17 protein-coding genes and 6 pseudogenes are annotated in these 21898 nt (G+C 58.9%); 9 read left to right on the forward strand and 14 right to left on the reverse strand.

Going from position 1 to position 21898, the window contains the following annotated elements; all coding sequences use genetic code 11:
* Nucleotides 1–139: 139 nt before the first annotated feature.
* Entirely contained in the window at nt 140–880 is a 741-nt protein-coding gene (locus ACW4PC_RS09770) for an SDR family NAD(P)-dependent oxidoreductase (protein ID WP_455873684.1), read from the reverse strand.
* A gap of 171 nt (nt 881–1051) precedes the next feature.
* Here ACW4PC_RS09770 and ACW4PC_RS09775 point away from each other — a divergent pair, with 171 nt between their 5' ends.
* On the forward strand, nt 1052–1660 hold the full coding sequence (locus ACW4PC_RS09775; protein WP_455873685.1) for an AraC family transcriptional regulator: 609 nt from the start codon (nt 1052–1054) through the stop codon (nt 1658–1660).
* A 61-nt stretch (nt 1661–1721) separates the two neighbouring features.
* Complete coding sequence (locus tag ACW4PC_RS09780; protein ID WP_455874978.1) at nt 1722–1946, forward strand: helix-turn-helix transcriptional regulator; 225 nt, start codon at nt 1722–1724, stop codon at nt 1944–1946.
* 51 nt (nt 1947–1997) lie between these two features.
* On the opposite strand, the gene ACW4PC_RS09785 is transcribed toward ACW4PC_RS09780, so the two are convergent.
* The 8 genes and pseudogenes from ACW4PC_RS09785 to ACW4PC_RS09820 form a co-directional block, all read right to left on the reverse strand.
* Nucleotides 1998–3005 (reverse strand): ScyD/ScyE family protein, encoded by a 1008-nt coding sequence (locus tag ACW4PC_RS09785; RefSeq protein WP_455873686.1) that lies wholly within the window; start codon nt 3003–3005, stop codon nt 1998–2000.
* Complete coding sequence (locus ACW4PC_RS09790) at nt 2984–3724, reverse strand: formylglycine-generating enzyme family protein (RefSeq protein WP_455874979.1); 741 nt, start codon at nt 3722–3724, stop codon at nt 2984–2986. The genes ACW4PC_RS09785 and ACW4PC_RS09790 overlap by 22 nt, the downstream gene beginning before the upstream one ends.
* Nucleotides 3725–3740: 16 nt before the next feature.
* Nucleotides 3741–4802, reverse strand: coding sequence for an ABC transporter ATP-binding protein (locus ACW4PC_RS09795; protein WP_455873687.1), 1062 nt, complete (start codon nt 4800–4802; stop codon nt 3741–3743).
* 5 nt (nt 4803–4807) lie between these two features.
* Nucleotides 4808–5677, reverse strand: a complete 870-nt coding sequence (locus ACW4PC_RS09800) for a carbohydrate ABC transporter permease (RefSeq protein ID WP_194728564.1) — start codon at nt 5675–5677, stop codon at nt 4808–4810.
* Nucleotides 5678–5679: 2 nt separating this feature from the next.
* Nucleotides 5680–6603: a carbohydrate ABC transporter permease gene (locus ACW4PC_RS09805; protein WP_455873688.1), complete on the reverse strand. Its 924-nt coding sequence runs from the start codon at nt 6601–6603 to the stop codon at nt 5680–5682.
* Nucleotides 6604–6726: 123 nt separating this feature from the next.
* Complete coding sequence (locus ACW4PC_RS09810; RefSeq protein ID WP_455873689.1) at nt 6727–7146, reverse strand: extracellular solute-binding protein; 420 nt, start codon at nt 7144–7146, stop codon at nt 6727–6729.
* A gap of 61 nt (nt 7147–7207) precedes the next feature.
* Nucleotides 7208–8080 (reverse strand): annotated as a pseudogene (locus ACW4PC_RS09815) (extracellular solute-binding protein); the annotation flags it as partial.
* 351 nt (nt 8081–8431) lie between these two features.
* Nucleotides 8432–9013: a dienelactone hydrolase family protein gene (locus ACW4PC_RS09820; protein WP_455873690.1), complete on the reverse strand. Its 582-nt coding sequence runs from the start codon at nt 9011–9013 to the stop codon at nt 8432–8434.
* A gap of 713 nt (nt 9014–9726) precedes the next feature.
* On the opposite strand from ACW4PC_RS09820, the gene ACW4PC_RS09825 reads away from it, so the two are divergent.
* Both ACW4PC_RS09825 and ACW4PC_RS09830 read left to right on the forward strand, forming a co-directional pair.
* Nucleotides 9727–10827, forward strand: coding sequence for an HlyD family secretion protein (locus ACW4PC_RS09825; protein ID WP_455873691.1), 1101 nt, complete (start codon nt 9727–9729; stop codon nt 10825–10827).
* Nucleotides 10817–11849, forward strand: a pseudogene (locus ACW4PC_RS09830) (DUF2955 domain-containing protein). The gene ACW4PC_RS09825 and the pseudogene ACW4PC_RS09830 overlap by 11 nt, the downstream one beginning before the upstream one ends.
* A gap of 128 nt (nt 11850–11977) precedes the next feature.
* Here ACW4PC_RS09830 and ACW4PC_RS09835 read toward each other — a convergent pair.
* Both ACW4PC_RS09835 and ACW4PC_RS09840 read right to left on the reverse strand, forming a co-directional pair.
* A complete protein-coding gene (locus ACW4PC_RS09835; protein WP_455873692.1) occupies nt 11978–13066 on the reverse strand; it encodes an AI-2E family transporter in 1089 nt (362 codons plus the stop codon).
* A 120-nt stretch (nt 13067–13186) separates the two neighbouring features.
* The gene (locus tag ACW4PC_RS09840; RefSeq protein ID WP_455873693.1) at nt 13187–13630 is read right to left on the reverse strand and encodes a potassium channel family protein; all 444 of its coding nucleotides are present in this window, start codon (nt 13628–13630) and stop codon (nt 13187–13189) included.
* Nucleotides 13631–14501: 871 nt separating this feature from the next.
* Between ACW4PC_RS09840 and ACW4PC_RS09845 the strand changes: the two genes are divergently transcribed.
* Both ACW4PC_RS09845 and ACW4PC_RS09850 read left to right on the forward strand, forming a co-directional pair.
* Entirely contained in the window at nt 14502–15650 is a 1149-nt protein-coding gene (locus tag ACW4PC_RS09845; RefSeq protein ID WP_455874980.1) for a DUF2092 domain-containing protein, read from the forward strand.
* Nucleotides 15647–15859 (forward strand): hypothetical protein, encoded by a 213-nt coding sequence (locus tag ACW4PC_RS09850; protein ID WP_455873694.1) that lies wholly within the window; start codon nt 15647–15649, stop codon nt 15857–15859. Before ACW4PC_RS09845 ends, ACW4PC_RS09850 begins: the two co-directional genes overlap by 4 nt.
* A 204-nt stretch (nt 15860–16063) precedes the next feature.
* On the opposite strand, the pseudogene ACW4PC_RS09855 reads toward ACW4PC_RS09850, so the two are convergent.
* A pseudogene (locus tag ACW4PC_RS09855) lies at nt 16064–16243 on the reverse strand (IS3 family transposase); the annotation flags it as partial.
* A 342-nt stretch (nt 16244–16585) separates the two neighbouring features.
* Here ACW4PC_RS09855 and ACW4PC_RS09860 point away from each other — a divergent pair.
* Both ACW4PC_RS09860 and ACW4PC_RS09865 read left to right on the forward strand, forming a co-directional pair.
* Nucleotides 16586–16783, forward strand: coding sequence for a hypothetical protein (locus ACW4PC_RS09860; RefSeq protein ID WP_442153893.1), 198 nt, complete (start codon nt 16586–16588; stop codon nt 16781–16783).
* On the forward strand, nt 16773–18665 hold the full coding sequence (locus ACW4PC_RS09865) for a recombinase family protein (protein ID WP_455873695.1): 1893 nt from the start codon (nt 16773–16775) through the stop codon (nt 18663–18665). The genes ACW4PC_RS09860 and ACW4PC_RS09865 overlap by 11 nt, the downstream gene beginning before the upstream one ends.
* Before the next feature lie 195 nt (nt 18666–18860).
* Here ACW4PC_RS09865 and ACW4PC_RS09870 read toward each other — a convergent pair.
* A pseudogene (locus ACW4PC_RS09870) lies at nt 18861–19067 on the reverse strand (integrase core domain-containing protein); the annotation flags it as partial.
* Between the two features lie 137 nt (nt 19068–19204).
* Between ACW4PC_RS09870 and ACW4PC_RS09875 the strand changes: the two are divergent.
* Nucleotides 19205–20465 (forward strand): annotated as a pseudogene (locus tag ACW4PC_RS09875) (IS110 family RNA-guided transposase).
* 245 nt (nt 20466–20710) lie between these two features.
* Here the strand turns inward: ACW4PC_RS09875 and ACW4PC_RS09880 are convergent.
* Nucleotides 20711–21522, reverse strand: a pseudogene (locus tag ACW4PC_RS09880) (IS3 family transposase); the annotation flags it as partial.
* Between the last annotated feature and the right edge of the window lie 376 nt (nt 21523–21898).

Below are 21898 nucleotides of genomic sequence, written 5' to 3' on the forward strand. Positions count from 1 at the left end.
AATAATCGCGAGTACAACGATAAGAGTTGAGATGACCTACTTTACCACCAAGGACGGCACCCCGCTTTTCTACAGGGATTGGGGCACCGACCAGCCTTTGCCCGACCTTCATCGAGCGGCCACCAACTGCATTGCGCCTTCATGAAAGCGCGCCGCCGTCCACAGTGAGGATCGTCCCGGTGATCTGCCGAGCGGCGGGCGTCGCGAGAAAGGCGACCGCGGCTGCGACATCTTCGGGCTGATTGAAACGGCCAAGGGGGGTCAGGCTGCGCTGGTAATCCGCAGATTCGCCCGTCTCGGGATTCGAGTCGGTGTTTGTGGACCCCGGTTGAACGAGATTGACCGTTATGTCCCGAGGACCCAATTCGCGCGCAAGACCGCGATTGAATGCTTGAAGCGCACCTTTGGTCATATAGTAGACCGTGCCGGGTACGCCGACGATACGATCCGCACCCGCTGAACCGATGGTTATGATGCGACCGCCTTCCTTGAGATGGGGAATGGCCGCCTTCGACGCGAGCACCGGCCCGCGCACGTTGACCGCAAGCAGCGCGTCGAGATCCTCGACCGTGAAATCCGCAATATTGTTATACCGTGCGATCGCGGCATTGTTGACGAGAATGTCGAGACCGCCCAGTGCGCGGACGGCTTCGTCCACGGATCGCTGTATTGCCGCTGGATCGGCGCTGTCAGCCTGGATCGCGACGGCCTTGCGCCCCTTGCCTTCGATCGCCTGAACAAGTTGCGCCGCGCTGTCGGCTGACCGCTCATACGTTATCGCTACATTCGCCCCCTTCTCGGAAAGCCCGCGTGCAATTGCCGCGCCTATGCCGCGCGACCCACCCGTCACCAGAGCATTCTTCCCAGCCAGTTCCTGCATAACCCGAACCCTTTCAATGTCGTGTCGCCCTGATGCGCGGTTTCGAGGCCCATTCCCCTTGGTACCGAGGATCACGGCAGTTTCCTTCGTTGAGCCTGAAAATAGGCAGACACGACGGAGGCCACATTCCCGATTATCCCAGAGACTTGCCTGATCCTTCCAAATCACTACATGCTCGAGGTGATGGCCGATCCTCTGAAACCAACCGCTCAGCTGCTGAACGACGTTTTTCCCTTTGTTGCGCGACATGGGGGAACTGTTGGCCTCCCGACTTCCGTTCCGCGCCTGACGCTATGGACAAGCACACGCGCCACGTCACCCACACCGGCCGTGTTCGAACCCATGTTCTATGCCGTTTTACGGGGCACCAAGGTTTTGACCATGGGCGCCAATCGCTTCGAACTGCTGGCGGGTGCTTGCGCCGCATCGTCCTTCGGCCTGCCCTATATCCACCAGCTGACTGGCGCGACGCCCGAGCTCCCTTATGTCGGAATCAGCCTTCATCTTGATATCGGCATGCTCACGCGCGTCATGCTCGATATGCCCAAACAGGAGGATCGCTGGACGTGCGCGGTCGCGGCAGGCGATCTGAACGGGCCGGTCGGCGATGCGTTCGCTCGTCTCGTCGGGCTCTTGGCTACGCCCGATGACGCCGCGCGTGCTCGCGCCGCACTACGAGTTCGAACTGTACTATCGTCTGCTGCAGAGCTCGATGGGCGATACGCTCCGTCAGGTCGGCCGGCGAAACGATCGGTTTCAACAGCTCAAGACTGCGGCTGACTGGCTCGCCGCCAACCACAGCGAACCCGTTGTTATCCACGACCTGGCGGCCTCTTCCGGCATGAGCGTCACCTCTTTTCATAGGCACTTCAAGGCTGTCACAGGATTTAGCCCGCTGGCTTTCCAACGTCATATACGCCTGCTGGAAGCTCGAAAGCTTCTTGCCGCGGGGAGCACCAATGTATCGCGCGTGGCATATGAGGTAGGCTACACAAGCCCGTCGCAATTCAGTCGAGAGTATAAAAGCATGTTTGGCACTGCGCCCGTGGCTGACCTGCAACGCTGAATCCTGCCGCGCCCGCCTCGGATAAGTGCAAAAGACACGTAGACTGGTATGTCAGCGAGCAGATTCGCGTGTCAGAAAATGGAGGTTGCCGCCTAGGTCGGAAACGACAAGCCGCCGCTCGTCCCAGACGAGCACGGACACGGGTCGGGTCAGGCCGTCGAGAATGATCTTGCGGTCGGGTGTGAGTTTATTGAGCTTGAGCAATCGCCCGCTACCCTTCCGGAAACCTTCTTTCTGGTTGTAAGTACCGTGTTCGAGGACAAGCATCTCGCCATAATTGTCGAAGGCTATAGCCACGGGTGCATTGAGTCCTTTCACGTCAAGCTGTGGCTTTGAAGCATCGCCGGCCGCGGGAATCGAAACGATCTTTCCAGCACCGGCAAGGAAGGGAAAGCCGCCGAACAGCGCGATATAAAGGCGACCGTCGCGAAGGGCGATGCCAGTCGGCACCGCGTCGACTTCGTAGCTGTTGCCTTCCGCGAATTCCGTTGGCGAAAGGCTGCGCAGCGCCGCGGCCGCCTCCCCCATGCGGCGGAAAGCCATGAGCGTACTTTTCCGGCCGTCCGCCTGCACGCGTTCGACACTGTTTCGAGCAGAGTCGATCACGTAGTAGGTTCCGCCCGCCACGATGAAATCGAACGGATTCCAGAAATCGCTGCTGATGACGCGGGCCTGACCGGCGGCGTCGATCGCCACGAGAGCGTGGTCGAGCGGACCCTCGTCAGAATTGACCGGCGTCCATCCCTGGGCAACGACAAGGACATCGCCGACGCGGACCACACGATAGGGACCGGTCGGGTCGCCGATCACGTCGAGCCCATGAGGAAATACGGGACCGAATGCGACAAGCTTGCCGTCCGTCCCGCGCCGATAGAGCCGGCCGCTCGCGAGATCGCTGACAAGCAAGCCCCCGCCATCGCGGGACACACCTGCGAAGGCGGCGCCCGGCGTGTTAAAGGTCTCGAGCGTGTAGCCAGGCGCAACTGTCGGCTCGGCGCCGGCACCGGCTACCAGGAACAGAAGACCAGAGACGATAATCAAGGCGTGGAACGAACGCATCGGAAGCCACCATTGGCTGAGAACCGGAATTCCGGATCATAGGCGAGGCGATAGGTCGTCGTAAGGTGGTTTGGATCGCTGTTCCAGGAGCCGCCGCGAAGCACTCGGTACAGCCCGGCGCTCCTTTCCGCGGTCCCGCCTTCATACGGCACGTAAAGATCGCGGGTCCACTCCCAGACATTGCCGACAAGATTGAGGACGCCTTCGCTGCTTGCGCCATCAGCGAAGGACTCCGCCGGTGCGGTCATTGGATACCCGTCGCGCGCGTCGCCAGAGCAGCAGGCATCCGCTCCGGAATTTGCGCGTGTATCGTCCGGCAGGGCCTCGCCCCAAGGAAACGCGTCGCCCTTCGCGCCTCGCGCGCCCCTCTCGTATTGCTGCTCCGACGGCAGAGCCAACCCGTAATGACGGCAAAAGGCATCGGCGTCTCCCCAACTCACCCCGACAACCGGCCTGTCGTCTAGCCCCAGGACCGGGTGACCTGCGTAGAAGGCCGGACGGTGATCGGTAGCATTGACGAAGCGTCCATATTGCCGATTCGTGATCTCGGTACGATTGATTGCAAACGCCCGCCCCTGCAGCACGCGGCGCGGGCGTTCGTTCTCGGGGCCGTCGTCACGGCCAAAGACAAACGCGCCGGCAGGAATTTCGATCAGCGGATTTCCTGCGATAGGGGCGACATCGGTGGCATCCGCACGGAATGCAAAGGCAATGACCATAGCTGCCGTCCAAACGCTAGAAGTCAACACGATCTTCAGTCTCGCCATTAAACAGAAACACACGATCTGTCGCGACCTTGACGCCGATCTGCTGGTCGATCTGACCACTAAAATTCTTGTCGGCACGCAAGGTCATGGGCTGGCCACCCAAGCGCAAGCTGACAAGCGTGTTTTCACCGGTGAGTTCCACCGAATAGATCGGCGCAACCAGATTGACGTCCGTATCCCCGACTTCGGTCGCGTGGACGTCCTCCGGGCGGACACCGAGGACGGCGTGGGAGACATCTGCCCGGCCGATACCCGACACCCTGAGACCGGCACTAACGAACACACCATTCTTCACTTCGCCCGGAATGAGGTTCATCGGCGGCGAGCCTATGAATCCGGCAACGAAGAGGGTGCGCGGATCATTGTAGATCTCCCGCGGCGTCCCAAGCTGCTCGATCACGCCCTTGTTCATCACGGCCACGCGGTGGGCAAGGGTCATCGCTTCTATCTGGTCGTGAGTGACGTAGATCGTCGTGACCTGCAGCTCATGTTGAAGATGCTTCAACTCGGCGCGCATCTGGGTGCGAAGCTTGGCATCAAGATTGGACAGTGGCTCGTCCATGAGAAAGACACGCGGCGTGCGGACGATGGCGCGGGCGAGAGCTACACGCTGGCGCTGGCCGCCGGAAAGTTCCTTGGGCAGGCGCGACAACATCGTGTCGAGTTCCACACGCCGTGCGACCTCGGCTATCCGTCGCTTGCATTCAGCGGGTGGCACTTTGCGGATCTTCAGGGGGTAGCCGATATTGTCCTCGACGGTGAGGTGCGGATACAAAGCATATGACTGAAAGACCATTGCGACATCGCGATACTTGGGCAGGACACCGTTGATGCGGTCCGCATCGATGTAGATGTCGCCGAACGTCGCTTCCTCGAGACCCGCGACCATTCGCATGGTCGTCGTCTTGCCGCATCCCGAAGGTCCGAGCAGAACGAGAAACTCTTTGTCCTTGATTTCAAGGTTGAAATTCGTGACGGCGACGAATTCGCCGAACTTCTTGCAGACATTTTTGAATGTGACGGACGCCATAGGCTTCAACCTTTGACGGCGCCCAGGGACAACCCCCGGACAAGATGCTTCTGGACGATGAAGGCGAAGATAACGATTGGCACGCATGCCATGAAACCAGCCGCGCTGATTTCGCCCCAATAAGTGTTGTACTGCGTTACGCGCCCGGCAATGCCGATCGGCAGTGTCTGCGACTGCTCGGTGAGCGTAATAATGAGGGAAAGCAGGAACTCGTTCCACGAGATGATCAGGCAGAAGATCGCAGTGGCCGCAAGCCCGGGCCGGGCAAGAGGTAACGCCACGTGCAGGAATGCGCCCCACCGCGTGTCGCCGTCAACGATTGCCGCCTCCTCCAGCTCGACCGGAAGATCCTGGAAATAGCTCTTCATCATCCATGTCGCGAAGGGCAGATTGAAGGCGGTGTAGGCGATGATCAGAGCCGACTTCGTGTTGAGCATGTCGAAATAGTTGAAGAACAGGTAGAGGGGAATGATGCTCACAATGGGGGGCATCATGCGCGTCGACAGGATCCAGAACGAAATCTGCTTCCGCCACTGCCAGGGATAGCTGAACCGTGCCAAGGCATAGCCTGACATCGTGCCGAAGGTCACTGAAATGACGGTCGTTCCTACGGCGACGAGAAAGCTGTTCAGCGCATAGCGCAGGAACGGACGCTGGATAAACGCTTCGTCGTAGTGTTTCAGCGTCGGGTTTCGAGGCAGCCACTCCGGCGGCACTGCGAAAATGTCGATATCAAACTTGAAAGAGTTCGTCGCGATCCAATAGATGGGAAAAAGTGTGACGATCAGTGCGACAAGAATCGTCAGATAGGCGCACAGGCGGATGAGCACCTCTCTGGTGCGGCTGCGTGCGTGTATGGTCTTTGCCCTCGTCATGGTCAGTCCGCCAATCGCATGCGTTTCATAAACCAAGTGCTCAGAACGATCGTCATAAACAGCACGAAAAGTGAGATCGCCGCCGCGTAGCCGGGATCGGCGAAGCGGTAGGCGACCTGATAGATATAAAGGCTCAAGACCTTGGTCCGGTCAGCCGGTCCCCCTCCCGTCAGAATGAAGACCAGATCGAAAAGACGCAGTGCATCCATGACGCGCAGGAGTAGGGCAATAGCGATAACCGGCTTGAGAAATGGCAGGGTCAGATCCCGGAATTGCTGCCAGGACGAGGCGCCGTCGAGTGCGGCGGCCTCGTAAGGCTCGACTGGCAAGCTGGCCAACCCCGCCAACATCAGAAGAAATATGAACGGTGTCCATTGCCAGACATCGGCGACAATGATCGAGAACATCGCGAGGTTCGCGTCGCCCGCCCATGCCTGCAAGGGCAGACCAAGGCGGAACATGATTTCGTTCAGGACGCCGAACTGAGGCTCGTAGATGAGCTTCCACGTGATCGCGACCGCGATTGGCGGCAGCATCATGGGGATCATCAGGACGGTCTTCAGAAAGGTCAGCTTGCGGATAAATTTATCGAGGAGAAGCGCCAGGCCGAGACCAAGGAGGAACTCGGCCGTCACCGCCGCGACTGTAAATACGGCGGTGTTCCGGAGCGCGACGTGAAATTGCGTGTCGGAAAACAGCCGAAGGAAATTGCCGGCAGCGACAAAGGTCCAGGGTATATCGGGATTCGGGCTGATTTTGTGAACCGCCGCGTAGAACATGTAGACGCTGGGAAAGATCGTCAGCCCCAGCAGTATAAGCACCGTCGGTGCGAGCATGAGGATGCGCAAATGCCGCTCTGCCCACCGCTCCAGACCGCCACCAGATCGAAGCGGCTCGGCCAATGCCCCGCTTTCCGACTTGAACATTGACCTCTCCCGCAAAACCCTGCCTCGGGGCGCCTGAATTGTCGGATTTCAAGCTCACTGGGCGCGATTGCCGGCGCTGCAGAGGGAGCGGCGTCCGAAAACCCCGCTCCGAATGGCCGTTGCCTAGTAAATGTTCGTAATCCGTGCGACCGCCTCCTGGGCGTTCTTCAAAGCCTCTTGCGGCGTGATCGTGCCCGCCACCGCCTTGGAAAGCTCGATGCCGAAGGCATTCTCGATCTCTGGCCACTTCGGGTGACGCGGGCGGGGAGTCGAAGCCTGGATCGCCTCCATCAACACGGGATAGTGCCGGAACTTCTCTTGCGAGGTCAGTTCCGGGTCGGTGAAGACGGAGGTCCGGACAGGCGGATTGCCGCGCTGGGCAGAAATCTTCATCTGTTCGGACGAAGTCGCCCAGATCATGAAGTCGAAAGCTTCCTGCTTGTTTTTGGAAGCCGACATGATGCCCATGGTCCAGTGGCCGATTTCCGAACTGCCCGGTTTCGTTCCGGCAGGAATGGGGCTGTAAGAGATCTTGCCAACCATCTTTCGATTGGGTTGGATCTTCAAAGGTCGCAACCCAGTTCGGCCAGTTGATCGATGAAGCGGCAGCACCGGCAGCGAGCGCCGTGCCGACCTCGTTGGCGTTGTAGCTCTCTACCCCTTTCGGCGAGACATCGCGCAACGCCATGAATGTCTTCATGGCGGCGGCCCCTTCCGGGGTATCGATCGTTACCTTAGTCCGGTCGGCATTGAACATATCTGCGCCATAAGACCAGAAGATCGGCATGAAATCGGCAACCACAGGATTTCCTTGACCGCCTCGGAAAACATAGCCGAAATAGCGGCCACCTCCGCTTTCAGTCAGCTTCTTGCTCGCCTTCAGCACGTCATCCCAGGTCTTCGGGGCATCGACGCCGGCTTCCTTGTACTTGGCAGCGTCATAGAAAAACATCTGCGCATTTCCAACATAAGGCAGGCAGACATAGGGTCCCGTATTGTAGGGATTGCGGCAGACGGCTAGCGACTTCGAAAGAAAATCGCTGTCCGGCCCCTCCATTCCGGCCGTCTTGAAAAATGCCGTCAGATCCTCCAGATGCCCGTTCTCGGCGAAAAACGGAATCCACGGGTCGTCCATGAGGATAATATCGAAGACGCCCGACTTCGTGGCACCGGCATTGGCGCCTTGCTCGAACTCGTTGGCATATGGCGCCTGGACAGCCTCAACTTTCGTGCCCTTCACCTTCGCGTAGTCCTGGGCAGCGGCCCTAAGACCGTCGCCCTCGCTGCCCGATGGCACGAGGATCGTGATGTCAGCCCATGCGGCTCCGTTGATCGCGAGTACGGACGTCGCAATAGCCAAGGTGAAAAACAATTTGCGAAGCATTGTACACCTCCCATTCCGAGCTGTTATCCAGAGGTCTTCTTCGTAGGGGCCCCACCCTTTCCGGCATAGCGGCGACGCTGCCTCGACAGCCATCGAACCACTCTGCGACAAGTCGAAACGCCGTCAGGCATCCCCTCCTCATGCCAAGGCCAATATTACCACATCGGTTAGAGAGGTTATATTAGCATTTTATGGAATTCATCCGGGCAATCATGGAAGTTCAGGAGGTTTTCTGACTTTAGACCGCCTCCGAACTTCGAGGCCGCTCGAAATCCCTGCGTCCCCGCGCCGAGAGCCGTCTTGCCCTGAAAGCCGAGCGCTATCGCCACGTTGCTAACGACGAGGATAACGGCGTGTCTATTCATTGGCTTGACGTTTTGGATGGTAAGCGCTGTTGCGGGATCACCTTTCGGTAATTGAGCTCAACCAAGACGTCGGCATGGATCAGACGCGATCCAGGAACTCAAACACGCGGATGGTGAGTAGCGCGGTCGCATCTGCGTCGTACGACGGAAGCGAGCTGTCGGCGAAGTAGTGCTGATCGCCGGGATACAGGAAAAGCTCCGCGTCCTCGACCTTCTCCACGATCCCGCGGGCGGCGTCGATGTCGCCCTCGCCGACGAAGAACGGGTCGTTGTCCATACCGTGGATCTGGACCGCAACGCCGTCCGGCCAGGGTCCGAAGGCCCACTCGCCACTTATCGGCAGGCAAGAGTGGAAGAGCAGGGCTCCGCGGGCTCCGGGCCGTGTCTGTGCAAGCTTCTGCGCCGGCAGCACACCGAACGAGAACCCAGCGTAGACGAGCTCGGGAGGCAGTTCGTCGGCGACGCGGACGCCGCGCTCCCGCATTTCGTCGAATCCGATCTCACCGATGTAGGCGAGACCCTCGTCGATACTCTGGAACGTGCGTCCGTCGAACAGGTCCGGCGTGTGCACGATGTGACCGCTGGCCCGCAAGTCGTCGGCGAACGCGCGCACGCCCTGGGTCAGCCCCTGTGCGTGGTGGAACAGCAAGACCTCAGTCATACAGACCTCCGGGTGAGATGGTGTGGTGCACGTTCGATCACTCTACAGCGTCATCGCCTCGCCGAGAAGAATGCGGACACGTTATAGGAGTAACGTCTGCGACCCAGGTGACGGCCGTCATGATTCGGCTCGAAGAAGCGGTGCTCTCAGCCAAGCCTTGGGCGTCGTGCTTGCCGTCACCATTGGAGATACACTTGTGCTAGCCGTGTGTCAGTAGATTTGGCACGCAAAATGGGCTCCGAGTTTCGTCGGAGCCCATTGAGTTTGTCGTAGTATTTGGTTGCGGGGGCCTGATTGCACAGAGGCTTGCAAAATCTGGAACCGCTTGTCGAGCCATGGCCCTTGGCGTCCGCGCCGAACTCCCCGCGCGTCTTGGCATTGCCGAACAGGCACTCGATGCCCCAGCGCCTGCAACAGTCGTTGAGCGCTTGCCTTGCATCCTGTCTGTTCGTGGCTAGGATCAGGCACTTGCGATCGGCAAGACGCTTGGCAGCGAGACGACGCAGCTCTTTCGCGGCGCCGGCGGTGCCGTTAAGATGCCCCTGCCATAGTGCCGGGGCGATGCTCTGGTTCACGCATCCAGGGATTCCGAATCGTCTATTCGGACGACATCTCTGCCGGTAAGGTGTAATATCGGGCTTGGTCCAGTCGGCTTCCGGTATGCCACTGCAGGCCCTGGACTCGATGAATAGCGTCTTTCGGGGGAAAGAGCCGTGGATTCAACCCAGCCAGCAGCTGTCGTCGCCGGCCGCAATCCGTTACGCCGAACGGCGCTCATCATAGTGCTCCTAGCGCTCGTCCTGTTTGTGCTGTCCGTCTTCATGGAGCGGCGTACACCCTCCACGTCGCAGGCGCAGGTTCAGGCCTATGTCGTGGGGATCGCGCCTGAGGTGACGGGCCGTGTCATAGACGTCAATGTCGACGACAACTCGCTGGTCGAAGCCGATCAGGTGCTTTTCCGCATCGATCCCAGCACCTATCAGATCGCTGTCGCCCAAGCGGAGGCCAATCTGGCGCTTGTGGGTCAGACCATCGGCGCTTCCACTGCGACGGTGGACGTCGCCCAGGCCAAGCTGGTGGAAATGGAGGTGGATCGGGACAACCTGCGTGACCAGTACGCGCGGGCTACTGAACTGGTCAAGCGGGGCGTGTTTTCCAAGGCAAGATATGACACGGCAAAATCCGCTTACGAGCAGGCGGAGGCCGCGGTGACCGGTGCGGGGGCCGATCTCGCCAAGGCCAAGGAAGAGCTCGGCCCGGCAGGCAACGACAACCCACAGCTCCGGGAAGCGCTTGCGGCGCTGGAGGCTGCCCAGCTGGACTTGGTCCGAACGACCATTCACGCGCCATCGGCCGGCGTCGTCACCAACTTGCAGCTTTCCATCGGCAAGGTCGTCAGCGTCGGCCAGCCGGCCATGACATTCATCGATGTCGGGACGATCTGGATTGCCGCCGCCTTCAAGGAGAACAGCCTGGAGAATGTCGCCGTCGGCAATCGGGCCGAGCTGCTCTTCGATGCGCTCCCCGGACGGCTCTTTCCTGCCAAGGTCGAAAGCATCGGCCTCGGCGTTTCTCAGCAGGGCGGCGGCGGAACTGACCCGAACACCGGTCTGCCGACGATCCGGACCGACACCGGCTGGGTCCAGGAGGCGCAGCGCTTTCCGGTTCGCCTGGTCATGGACGCAGAACGGCCAAAGGGCGTGCGATATGGCTCGCAGGCGACCGTCGTCATCTACACCGGCGATCATCCGGTCACCAATGCCTGGGGCTGGCTGCGGATCCGCATCATATCGGTGCTGACTTATGTGGGATGACCGCGACGATCCGTCTGCCGAGCAGCGTCGAAAGGGACTGAGGGTGGCGTTTGCGGTCTCCTTGGGATTTACTTCCGCTGTGTCGCTCGGTGCCATCGTGCCGTTCCTCGTGCCTATTTTTGCCGCGCAGTTCCTGTTGGGTAGCTCCGGTCCGATGCCGCTAGGCAAGACATTGGGCGCCGCGTTGCTGATCCTGTTCACGGGGATCGGCATGATGGTCTTGACGATTCTGTTCGGCGATCGCCCTTCGACGTTCCTGATCCTGCTGGCGCTGATCTACTTCTTCTGTTTCGCGGCCCAGGCGGCGGGCACAGGGGGGCCCGCGATCTTTCTAGTGCAGGTCGTCGCAATTATGGTTCCATTGATCGGAATCCTGAACAAGGACCTTGCGAATTCAATCCTGTCGATCCTTGTGACCGGCATCCTCGGCGGCACGCTTCTGATGTGGCTTGCCCATGCGGTGATCCCGGAGCCCCATACGACGCGCATCGCGGCGGCTTCTTCGGCAACAGTCACACCTCCTTCCTATCTGCGAGCTCTGGCGAACACGGCGATACTGCTGGGGGCGGTCGCGGTCTGCCTGGTCAACGATCAACTGTCCGCAGCGCTCGTCATCCCCATCACCGTCGCCTCGCTGCTCGGCCAGTTCGATGCCGCTGCGAGCAGCCGAATGGCACTCGGGCTTGTGATCATCAATCTGTCAGGAGGGATACTGGCATCCATCGCCTACTCCATCCTCACTCTGCGCCCAAGCCTGTTCTCGATCTTTCTCATCGTCCTCGTGGTGACGCTGATCCTGGGCGGGCGCGCTGCGGGCCGGTTGAAAGATGCCAAGATGTACGCCGGCGCTCTCACGACGTTCCTGATCCTGTTCGGGCTGGGCGTGTCGCCGGTGCCTGGCGGCGCCGCTGGAATCCTTCGCGACCCGCATTGTCTACGTCGGCGCGGCGTTGATCTACACGGTGCTGATGGCGGCAATCTTCTGGCCGCAATCGGAAACACGAGAAAGTCGTGCCAAATGACGCGCCTGGCCTCTCCAAAGGTTCCATTTGAGGGTGAGCCGTCCCTACCCGCCAGACCGCCTCCGGACGGCCCAGCGGTTTTGCGGGCACCAGCGACCCAAACAGCAGCATCAAGCTGAAGCACACACTCAGGTGACCGCTGCCGGCTGCTCCTCGTTGGTGCCGAGCCAAGTCTGCAACACGGTCCAGAGCACGGCCAGCGTCGTCGCACCGATGAACATGCCGGTAAAGCCCCAGGCTGCCAGACCCCCGATCACTCCCATGAAAAGCACGAGCATCGGTAACTGGCCGCTGCGCGCAATCAGCATGGGCTTCACGATATTGTCAGCTCCCATGAGTAGAATGATCCCCCATGCAGCGGTGAAGATCGCCCAACCGGTCTGCCCCCCGGCACCCAGCCAGATCGCCACCGGCAACCAAACCAGAAGCGGTCCAATCTGGATAACGGCCAGGAAAAACGTCGCTGCGGCCAAGGCGATGGCTCCCGGAACGCCGGCGATTGCGAAGCCGATCCAGGCCAACACCGCCTCGAGCAGAGCCGTTCCAATGACGCCGATTGCCACGCCGCTTATTGCCCTTCCCGCGGCATTCAGCAGTTCTGGCCCCTTCGGTCCAACTATGCGTACCATGATGGCGGAGACATACTGCAGCACCCAGGCGCGCGACGCATGAAGTATCGCGGCTATGACGACGCCCACGAAGATTTCAAGGACAGCCACCAGAAGACCTGCGCCCAAATTGATTAGCCAGCGCCCTGCGGCAGCGAGCTGGGGTTGGTAGCGCTGCATCAACACCAGACCCTCGCGCTGCAGTTCTTGCCATGCCGCCGATACCTTGTTTCCAACCAGCGGAAGTCCTGCGAGCCACTCGGGAAGGTTGGGGATTCCGCGAGTGCCGGCCGTGCTCAACCACGCCTCGGCGACGCTCAGATAGTCGGCAATAGCGGAACAGAGATAGATCAACGGCACGATGATGATCGTCACGGCGACCACGCCGAACAGCACGGCAGCCAGGCGACGCCTTCCATTCAGCAGCTCAACTATTCGATCAAACAGCCCCGCTGTGGCAGTGGCAAGGATCACCGCATAGGTGAGGACACCGACAAAGGCTAACAGTACCCTGAAGCTCGCGACGATCAGCATGGACACAAGCAGCAAGGCGAGAGCTGCCTCTATGAGCTTCTGGTGTCGCCCGCCTTCAACAGGCAATTCCTGCATAACAACACCTCCTGGTTTGATCAGAAGTCGGCGAAGCCCCTTTCTGCAAGGGACAGCCGCTGATGGTTGCGTACATCGGTCCCGTGCACCGGGGCCTGTCTCGCGCCGCAAGTCCTTGTTTCACGGTTGTGCGATGTTTTGATCCGCAGCCCGCCGGGAGGACCACAGTTCCGAGACTTTGAAAAGAAATGCCGTAGTCCAGCCGAACAGCAGGATTCCGTTTACACCTTCGATGGCACTGGCGAGCCGCCATTCGTTGGATAGCGTGATGTCGCCATAGCCGATCGTGGCGAAGGTAATCGCCGAGAAATACATGGCGTCCTCAAAGTTCGGCAATTCGCCGACTAGCCGATAGACCATGGCCCACAGCATGATCTCGATCATGTGAGCGATTACAAAGCCGGTGACAAAAAAGTAACTGATGCCCAATCGGGCGTAGCCGGAGAGTTTCCGCGTGCCGGTAAGGGGACCTCGTCCTATCCGGAACAGCAGCATAACCGCCATGCCGTGAATAAAGATCGTGGCAAGCAGCACGCCAGTGCCCGTGACAATCTGAAGTAACATCCTCGCGCGTCCTCCAGCACCAACACAGCCCCGGGCGTTTCCACCCTGGCCGTACCCCGCACCAACGCTGCATCGTATGAAGCCTGCCTCGCCAACTCCAGTCGCACTGGAAAATCACCTCAGTCCCGAGGGGAGGCCACAACTCCGATGCATCATTTTGCCTTACAACGCAACCGCCGACAAGTAACTTACCGGAACTGTAATATTGGCCCCAAAGTGATTGCCGCTGGCCACCGCCGGGAGCCACCGCGGCATGCGGGAACCTGCAGCTGGTGGCCTCGATCTCCGTGCCCTGAACGCACCTGGCAAACTCTGGCTCTGCCGTCTCGGTCCCCAATGTAAGTTGCACTTAAGAGCATACTAATGTATTCTCTGGTTGTTGTACAAGGGTATGGATTGGGATGGTGCGGAAGGTGGGTGTTCCGCCCGAGCGGACTGCTTGCATGGGCGCAGAATGCTACCTGATCCAATCCCGAAACCGTCGAATCTCCCGTTTTTCTGAACGGATGTATTCAGTTCACCGCGACCGGCCTTGGTTGTCGTTAACTCATTAGACTTAGTTTCGCGCCGGAACGGCGATATGATGGGAAACCGCCGGCAGACCGTGTGCGGTTCACCCCATGCGGGCGCCTCGGATTGAAATTCTGATCCATAGATTCGGCCGCACGCCTGCAGCAATTTTACTTTGCTTATTCAGCATGTTCGAAATTAAGGCATGCAGTGCTCGGTGGTCATATTCCATAAATCGGTGAGGAGGATTTATCCGATGTTTAGCACACGAATTGAGATGCTCGAACACCAAGAATACGATAGGGCCCGGCGGAAACTTAGCGGAAATACACCGAGGCATGGGAGAATTCGACAAATTTTCCTGGCAGTTGCCTTTGTCGTAGCGGCAAACGCCCCATCCTGGTCCCAGGAAGACCCGGCCAAGCATTACAGTAAAGAAGCCATGCAGCAGGCGCTGCAGACCAGGGATCAGTACGATCTCTATGGCCTGCGTTTCGGCGTTGGCAAGGCAACACTGGAACCTGGTGCTGAAACGCTGCTTGATGACATAGCGACTGCACTTAAGAATTTCCCTGATTGGAACCTGAGAATTGTCGGCCATACCGACGCAAGCGGCAATGCAGAAGCCAATGAACGTCTTTCCCTTGAACGCGCCGACGCCATCAAGGCGGCGCTGGTGGAACGAGGGGTCGATGCTGACAGGTTACTAGCGGGAGGCGCTGGGCAGACCCGGCCGATCGCCAGCAATGAGACGGCCGAAGGAAAAGCTCTCAACCGGCGAGTTGAGCTCGTGAGGCTCACGGACTCGGCCGAAGCCAAGAAGCTGCTGAAGGCCATGTCCGATTATCTGGCAACCCAGAAGGCCATATCCTTCGCATACGATGCCAATCTCCAGGTTGTCACCAACAGTGATCAAAAACTTGGGCTGGCAAGTTCAGGGACTGTGACCCTCAGCCGGCCTGACAAGGTACACACCACACGTTCCGGCGGTTTTGTCGAGACAGAGGCGCTATTCGACGGAAAAACGCTTACCCTTTTGGGAAAGAACCTCAACAAGTATACGCAAGTCGATATTCCTGGCACGGTCGATCATCTGATAGACGAGCTAAAGGACAAGTATGGATTGCCGCTGCCTGCCGCCGACTTGTTGATGACCAATTCATATGACGAGTTGATGCAGGGCGTTTACGATTCGAAAGACCTGGGAAGCGGCGTCATCAATAGTGCCGAGTGCAATTCTCTCGCCTTTCGCAAGGACGACGTAGATTTCCAGATTTGGGTCGCCCAAGGAGCACAACCTTACCCCTGCCGCTTCGTCATTACTTCCAGGCTAGTCAAGGGTGGACCGGAATACAGCGTCCAGGTCCGGGATTGGAAGTCGGGGGATGAGGTTATGCCGGGTGATTTTGGCTTCAAGAACCCGACAAACGCCGAAAAAGTCGACGTGAAGGACATCCAGAGTAACCTTGGTGAATTGCCGGGGAACTTCGTAAGAGGAGATGGAAAATGACCCTTTTTAGACGCATGGGAATCATCTGTCTCGCTTGGGCGGCTTTACTTTGGGTCGGCGAACTAGCGAGCGACCAGTCAATTGTTCCGATGCCCCGCTTCGTTTCTGATGCCGTCGCCGTAGTCGGTCGACCGCTGACGCCGGTCAGCGTGGCCGGCGTCGCCCGGCGGACAACTCGGCGTTGTGCCGTTGGTGCCTATGATTGCTAGCCGGGGCCCACGAATTGGCCCCGCCCTGTAGAATGCCCCGTTCGCTGCGGGACGTTCTCATCTAGACTAGTGCCCGAACGGTAAACCGCTGAGATTGTTGTAGGTATCGCGATATCTCCGCGGGGCAAAGCCCGGCGGTTTCAGGTATACTTTAGATCAAGCTACTGATTCTAAAGGCAAACCCGTTGACCTTGCCCCCAAGTTTTATCCAGTTTTGAGTTCGCTCCGGCGGTTTTTGGTTGCTGCATTTGGGGCGGTAGCGGCGGGTTGCGGTGCGGAGCCATTTCGGCTGCGCAGCACCGCATCACGTCGCGGGTCGATGGTCTGAGCGAACTCGGCAGGTGTCAGCCAGCCGAGGCCGGAGTGTGGCCGGTGATCGTTGTACAACGAGGCGACAGAACACCCACGGGACGGAAGTTCGCGAGCTTTTATATCCGTGGCATCCCTGGTGTCGGCGGCTCGTTCATATCCATGAGGTGCTCGCGAAGGGGGAGGTTGTTTTCCGATGCAGCCTTTCCGGCGCCTCATCTGGTCGTTTTCTGGAAGTTCCAGCCTGGATGTTCGATCGGTCCCTGAGTGCGCGGTGGTCTCTTAGGCCGGTCCCGCATGTCGAACTCGCCAGCCTGCATGCTTTGGCCAGATTGGTCCAAGAGGCTGGCGCCCCATCACAATCCGTGGAGATGGGCGCAGCATTGATCTCTCACGAATCGAGTCGGAGAGATGTCCATGCCACGCCAGTTCATGACAAATCAGTTCGATCTGTTCTCGGGCCTACGCAACGGGAAGACGGCGGAGATGCCGCAATGGCAGGAGTTACCGGAAGGGACGCGCCAGGCGCTGACGGCGCTTATAGTGCGACTGCTCGTCGACCATGCGAGCGGCGCAAGCGCCTCCCAACAGAAGGAGGCCGATCATGATGCATGAGAAGATCGGGCCGCACCATCTGGAGCGCAAGGCTATTCTGTATGTCCGGCAGTCCTCGGCCCACCAGGTTCTGCACAATCGCGAAAGCAGCGCTCTTCAATACGCGATGCGCGACCGGCTGACAGCACTTGGATGGTCGCGCATTGAAACGGTGGATGAGGATCTTGGCCGGTCGGCGGCCGGTGGCGTGACACGCGCCGGTTTCGACAGGATGGTCGCCGAGGTCTGCCTTGGCAAGGTGGGGGCGGTTGCGGCACGAGAGGTATCGCGCTTTGCCCGCAACAGCCGAGACTGGCAACAACTCATCGAGATGTGCCGTGTCGTTGATACCGTTCTAATCGACCAGGAAGCGGTCTATGCGCCGCGCCAGGGTAATGACCGCCTACTGCTGGGACTGAAGGGCAGCCTCAACGAATATGAACTCGATCTTCTGCGTCAGCGTTCCCTTTCCGCACGCTACGAGAAGGCCCGCCGTGGCGAGCTTGTCGTCGCTACCCCGGTCGGCTTCGTAAAGGCCGGTGACAGGATCGAGAAAGATCCCGATCGACGTGTTCAGGAAGCCATTACACTGGTTTTCAACAAGGTCGCCGAACTCGGAAGTGCAAGGCAGGCCCTGCTATGGTTCCTCGAACATGGGCTGGACCTGCCTGTCAGGCGTGCCAATGGCGATGTCGTCTGGCGCAGGCCAAACTATGCGACCGTCCACCGGATGATCGAGAACCCGATCTACGGCGGCGCTTATGCTTATGGTAAGAGTCGTTCTGTGCCAGGATACGGTGGCCGATCTGCAATTCGCCGCAAGTCGCGTGATGAATGGCTTGCGTTGATCCCGGATGCGCACGAAGGCTATGTCAGTTGGGAACGGGCGGAGGAGATCCGCAAGATGGTCAGCGACAATCTACCCGCGAGCCGCCATCATGGAGCGCCGAAGCATGGCGACGCCCTCCTTGCCGGCCTCTTCCGCTGCAAGAGGTGCGGACGGAAACTCATGGTCCGGTACACAGGGGCCAATCATAACATTCCGCGGTATTCCTGCTGGCGTGGTCTGCTCGACAATGGCGAACCACGCTGCATCGCCTTCGGCGGCCTGCGGGTCGATGACGCGATCGAAGAGGCACTACTCGGGGTGGTCGAACCGGGAGCCATTGCCGCCGCCGCCGAGGCGGAAGGCAATATGAGCAGCCAACGTGACCAGGTCCGCGACGCCCTCCAGCGCGATCTTCAGGCTTCACGCTATGCCGCCGACCGGGCATTCCGGCAATATGACGCGGCTGATCCTGAGAACCGGCTGGTGGCGTCGGAACTTGAAGCGCGGTGGAATAAGACGCTCGCTCGCGTCAGCGAGATCGAGAACAAGATTGCCGGCCATGACGCTGCGACGCCTCAACCATCGCCGATGTCGACATCAGAGATGGCAGCCCTTGCGGGGAACCTTCGTGCCGTCTGGGCAGCGCCATCGACCGATGCCAGGCTCAAGAAACGCATCGTGCGCACGGTCATTCATGAAGTGATCGCCGACCTCGACGACGTAACCTCCGAGATCGTCCTCGCAATCCACTGGGTTGGCGGTGTCCATACGCAACTGCGGCTGCCGAAGAGGCATCGCGGCCAAAGAAACGCTACTCCCGACGACATCATTGAGGCGGTGCGACAACTCGTCCTCATTGCCAACGACGATGTGATTGCCGGGGTCCTTAACCGCAATGGACTGACGACCGGAAATGGCAATCGCTGGACCCGCGAGCGCGTCACGGCACTCCGGTCATATCGCAGAAATTCCAGTCTTCCGTCCGCAGACGGACGGGATCGAGCCTTGGCTCAATCTGGGAAATGCGGCACGACTGCTCAGTGTCGCGCCAAAGACGTTGAGACTGGCCGCTGAGGCTGGCGAGATCGAGGGCGTTCATCCCTTGCCGAACGGTCCGTGGATCTTCAACCGCTCAAAACTCGCCACTCCGCAAGCGCGACAGATCGTTCATCGTGCCCGACAGAACCCAAAATACCCAACAGGATCACATACAGATCAGGAAAACCTATTCCCCTCAATGACATAGAAAGATGGGCGTTATGAAACAGGATTGTAATCGCTGCGCCAGTTTGAAAGCGCTGATCGAGCGTGCGGCAATGACGAGAAGAGTGTCTCGTTCAATAGCTCGTCGCGCAGCCGTCCATTGAAGCTTTCGATGAAGGCGTTCTGGATCGGCTTGCCTGGGGCAATGTAATGCCAATCCAGCTTGCCCTGATCCGTCCATTGCAGGATGGCGTTGCTGGTGAATTCGCTGCCGTAACACCTTCGGAACTCTGCGCTGGATAAGGCTTTGTCCATGTGCGTAGCCCTCATCAGGCGAAGCAGGTGGTCATAGCCGGGCATTAGGTCTCTACAGTGGTTTTGCCCAAACCACACTGCAAAGGAGACCGACTATGACCGCTTCCGATGTTAGCTCATCTGCTCCGCTTCTGGCAGCGATTGATATTTCCAAAGATCGTCATGAAGTGCTGATCGAGACACCCGATAAAAAGCGACGGCGCCGTGTGAGCGTGCTGAACAATCTCGACGAGTTCAATCGCTTGATCAATCTGTTGCGAAGCTATCAGCGACCCGTCCGCGTCGCCTTCGAGGCAACTGGCAACTATCACCGCGCATTGGCATATCAGCTTTGTTCAGCCGGCTTCGAGATAAAACTGATCTCGTCCATTGCTCTGGCTCGGACCAGGGAGGCATTGCATAATTCCTGGGACAAGAACGATCCAAAGGATGCCCAGGTCATCCTGCATATGATGACGATTGGCGCTGAGCAGTTCTACCACGACCCATTGGTCCACGGCACCAACGACATTCAGGAACTGTCTAAGACCCACGACATGATCTCAAAGTCGAAGACCGAACTGTGGCACCGGATCCTGACCCATTATCTGCCATTGTATTTTCCGGAGGCTGACCGCTTTCACCGCAGTTCCCGTAGCGACTGGTTCTTCGCCTTCCTGGAACTGTTCCCGTCTCCCCACTTTATCGCAGCCCTGACCAAGGATGCGTTCATAGAAGCCGCATGGGAGGTCGTCGGACGCAAAGTTGGCAAAGAACGTTTGTTGGCAGATATTTACACCACCGCGACCAGCTCGGTTGGATTACCCGTTTCCCCTGAATCAGACGCCATAGGCATGTTCCGTATGGTCCTGGCTGAGGGCAGAAGTCTGATCGCTCAGCGCAATCAGATCGAAACGCGGGCCGTTGAGATGTTGAAGCACAATCCAGACTACCAGCTCTTGTGCACAATCCCCGGTATCGGCCCTATCAACGCTTTGACCATCCTGGCGGAAGCAGGAGACCTGCGGCGCTTTCGACATCATCGTCAGTTCCTCAAGTTCTGCGGCATGGACCTCGCCACGATCCAGTCAGGAACGTTTCGCGGCCAGACAAAGCTCTCCAAGTACGGCAATGCGCGGCTGAGGCGGACCTTGTGGATGGCAGGCCAGGTAGCCGTATCGCAGCGTGCTAACAGCTTCCGCGACAAATTCGAACGCTACATCACCAAAGACCGTCACAACACCAATTTACGCCGCAAGGCGTCTACAGCAATCGCCGCCAAGATGGCCCGCACCGTGCACGCGGTCGTTAAAAGCGGCGAAGCCTTATCGCCCCTTCTTTGAAGGAGCGATCCACGGCGGAAGGACCTTTCTCTGACAGGGCCGTGGAGGCGCTGATGCGTTCAGCGACCTCGTAGATAATGTTCAGGCCTTCCGCTTAACGGCAAAAGGATCTCGTCTTAAGGACGGTGAGAGCCGCGATCATGCGTACTCTGTGTTTGTTATGGAAGAGACCGTTCGTTGACGGCCGGCATGGCTTGCATCATAATTCTAACGCATCGGCACAAGCCGACGCGACAACGACCTGCTGCCAAAACGGCCCTCATTCCAATATAGGACGTTATCGACACGAATGGAGGCCGGATAGCCGACCTGCCGGCACACCCGCTCGAGCGTCTGAACCACGTCTTCGCCGCGGTAGCTGAAACGTGCGTCGACCGCCGGAGAGAAGCGAGAGAACGTATCGACCACTGTCAGTACCCTGATCTTGCGACCCGTTGCCAACTGGTCATGAACGAGAGTCCATTGCCCACACATGGTTGGAATGGGTCGGCTCCGTGCGACCAGCTCGTAGCTTCGCCTTGACCCGACGCTTCGGGACCTTATTGCGGAGCTGGAGGTCCATCTCCTTGTAAAGGCGATAGAATTCGCTTCGGATTGACGGGCCAGCCATCACGCTTGAGCAGAACGTGAACACGGCGATAGCCGTAGCGCACCCGCGTCTGGCAGATGTCCTTGATCCTCAGCTTCAGTTCGGCCTGCTCGCCGCGCCTGGACTTGTAGACATAGAGCGACCGGTCGATCTTCAGCACCGAACAGGCGCGGCGAGCGGAAACCTTCCAGTACGGCTCTCACCTTGTCGACAAGCACACGCTTGCGGGCAGGCTTCAGAGCTTTTTTGCCAGAACGTCCTGAAGCATGGCCTTGTCCAGCGACAGGTCGGCAACGATCCGCTTCAGCTTGGCATTCTCCTCTTCGAGCTGGCGCAGCCGCTTCATCTCCGACGGCATCAGGCCGGCGTACTTCTTGCGCCAATTATAGAAGGTCGCGTCCGAAATCCCGACCTTGCGGCACACCTCACCGATCGGCGTTCCGTCCTCCGCTTGCTTGAGCACGAACGCGATCTGCGCTTCCGAAAACTTCGATGCCTTCATGGAATTCTCCCTCTTCTTCCCCGCAGGGATCATAAGTGGAAAATTCCAGGTCTGAATGGCCTAATTTAGCGGGGGCACGTCAATTTCGTACCGCAGCGTAGAAGCAGAACCAAACTATGTTTATCGCCGCTCTCGAGCGAGATTGAGTTGAGAGACTTTTCGAAATGCATAATGGTCCGCTAGGCGGCCCGAAAGCAGACATACGCGTACCGACCCACCCACGTGCGGTTCGAATCTCGCCCGGCGGGCCGAGAACGATGAAGCGGAGAACTGCGTCTTCGCTATTCCCATATGGGTGGTGGAGATCGGCGGAATTTGGCGCGCCGCGCCGGGTGATGATGAGAACTATGTCTACTCCATAGCCCTCTAAGGCCCT

Source organism: Rhizobium yanglingense (assembly GCF_977109285.1).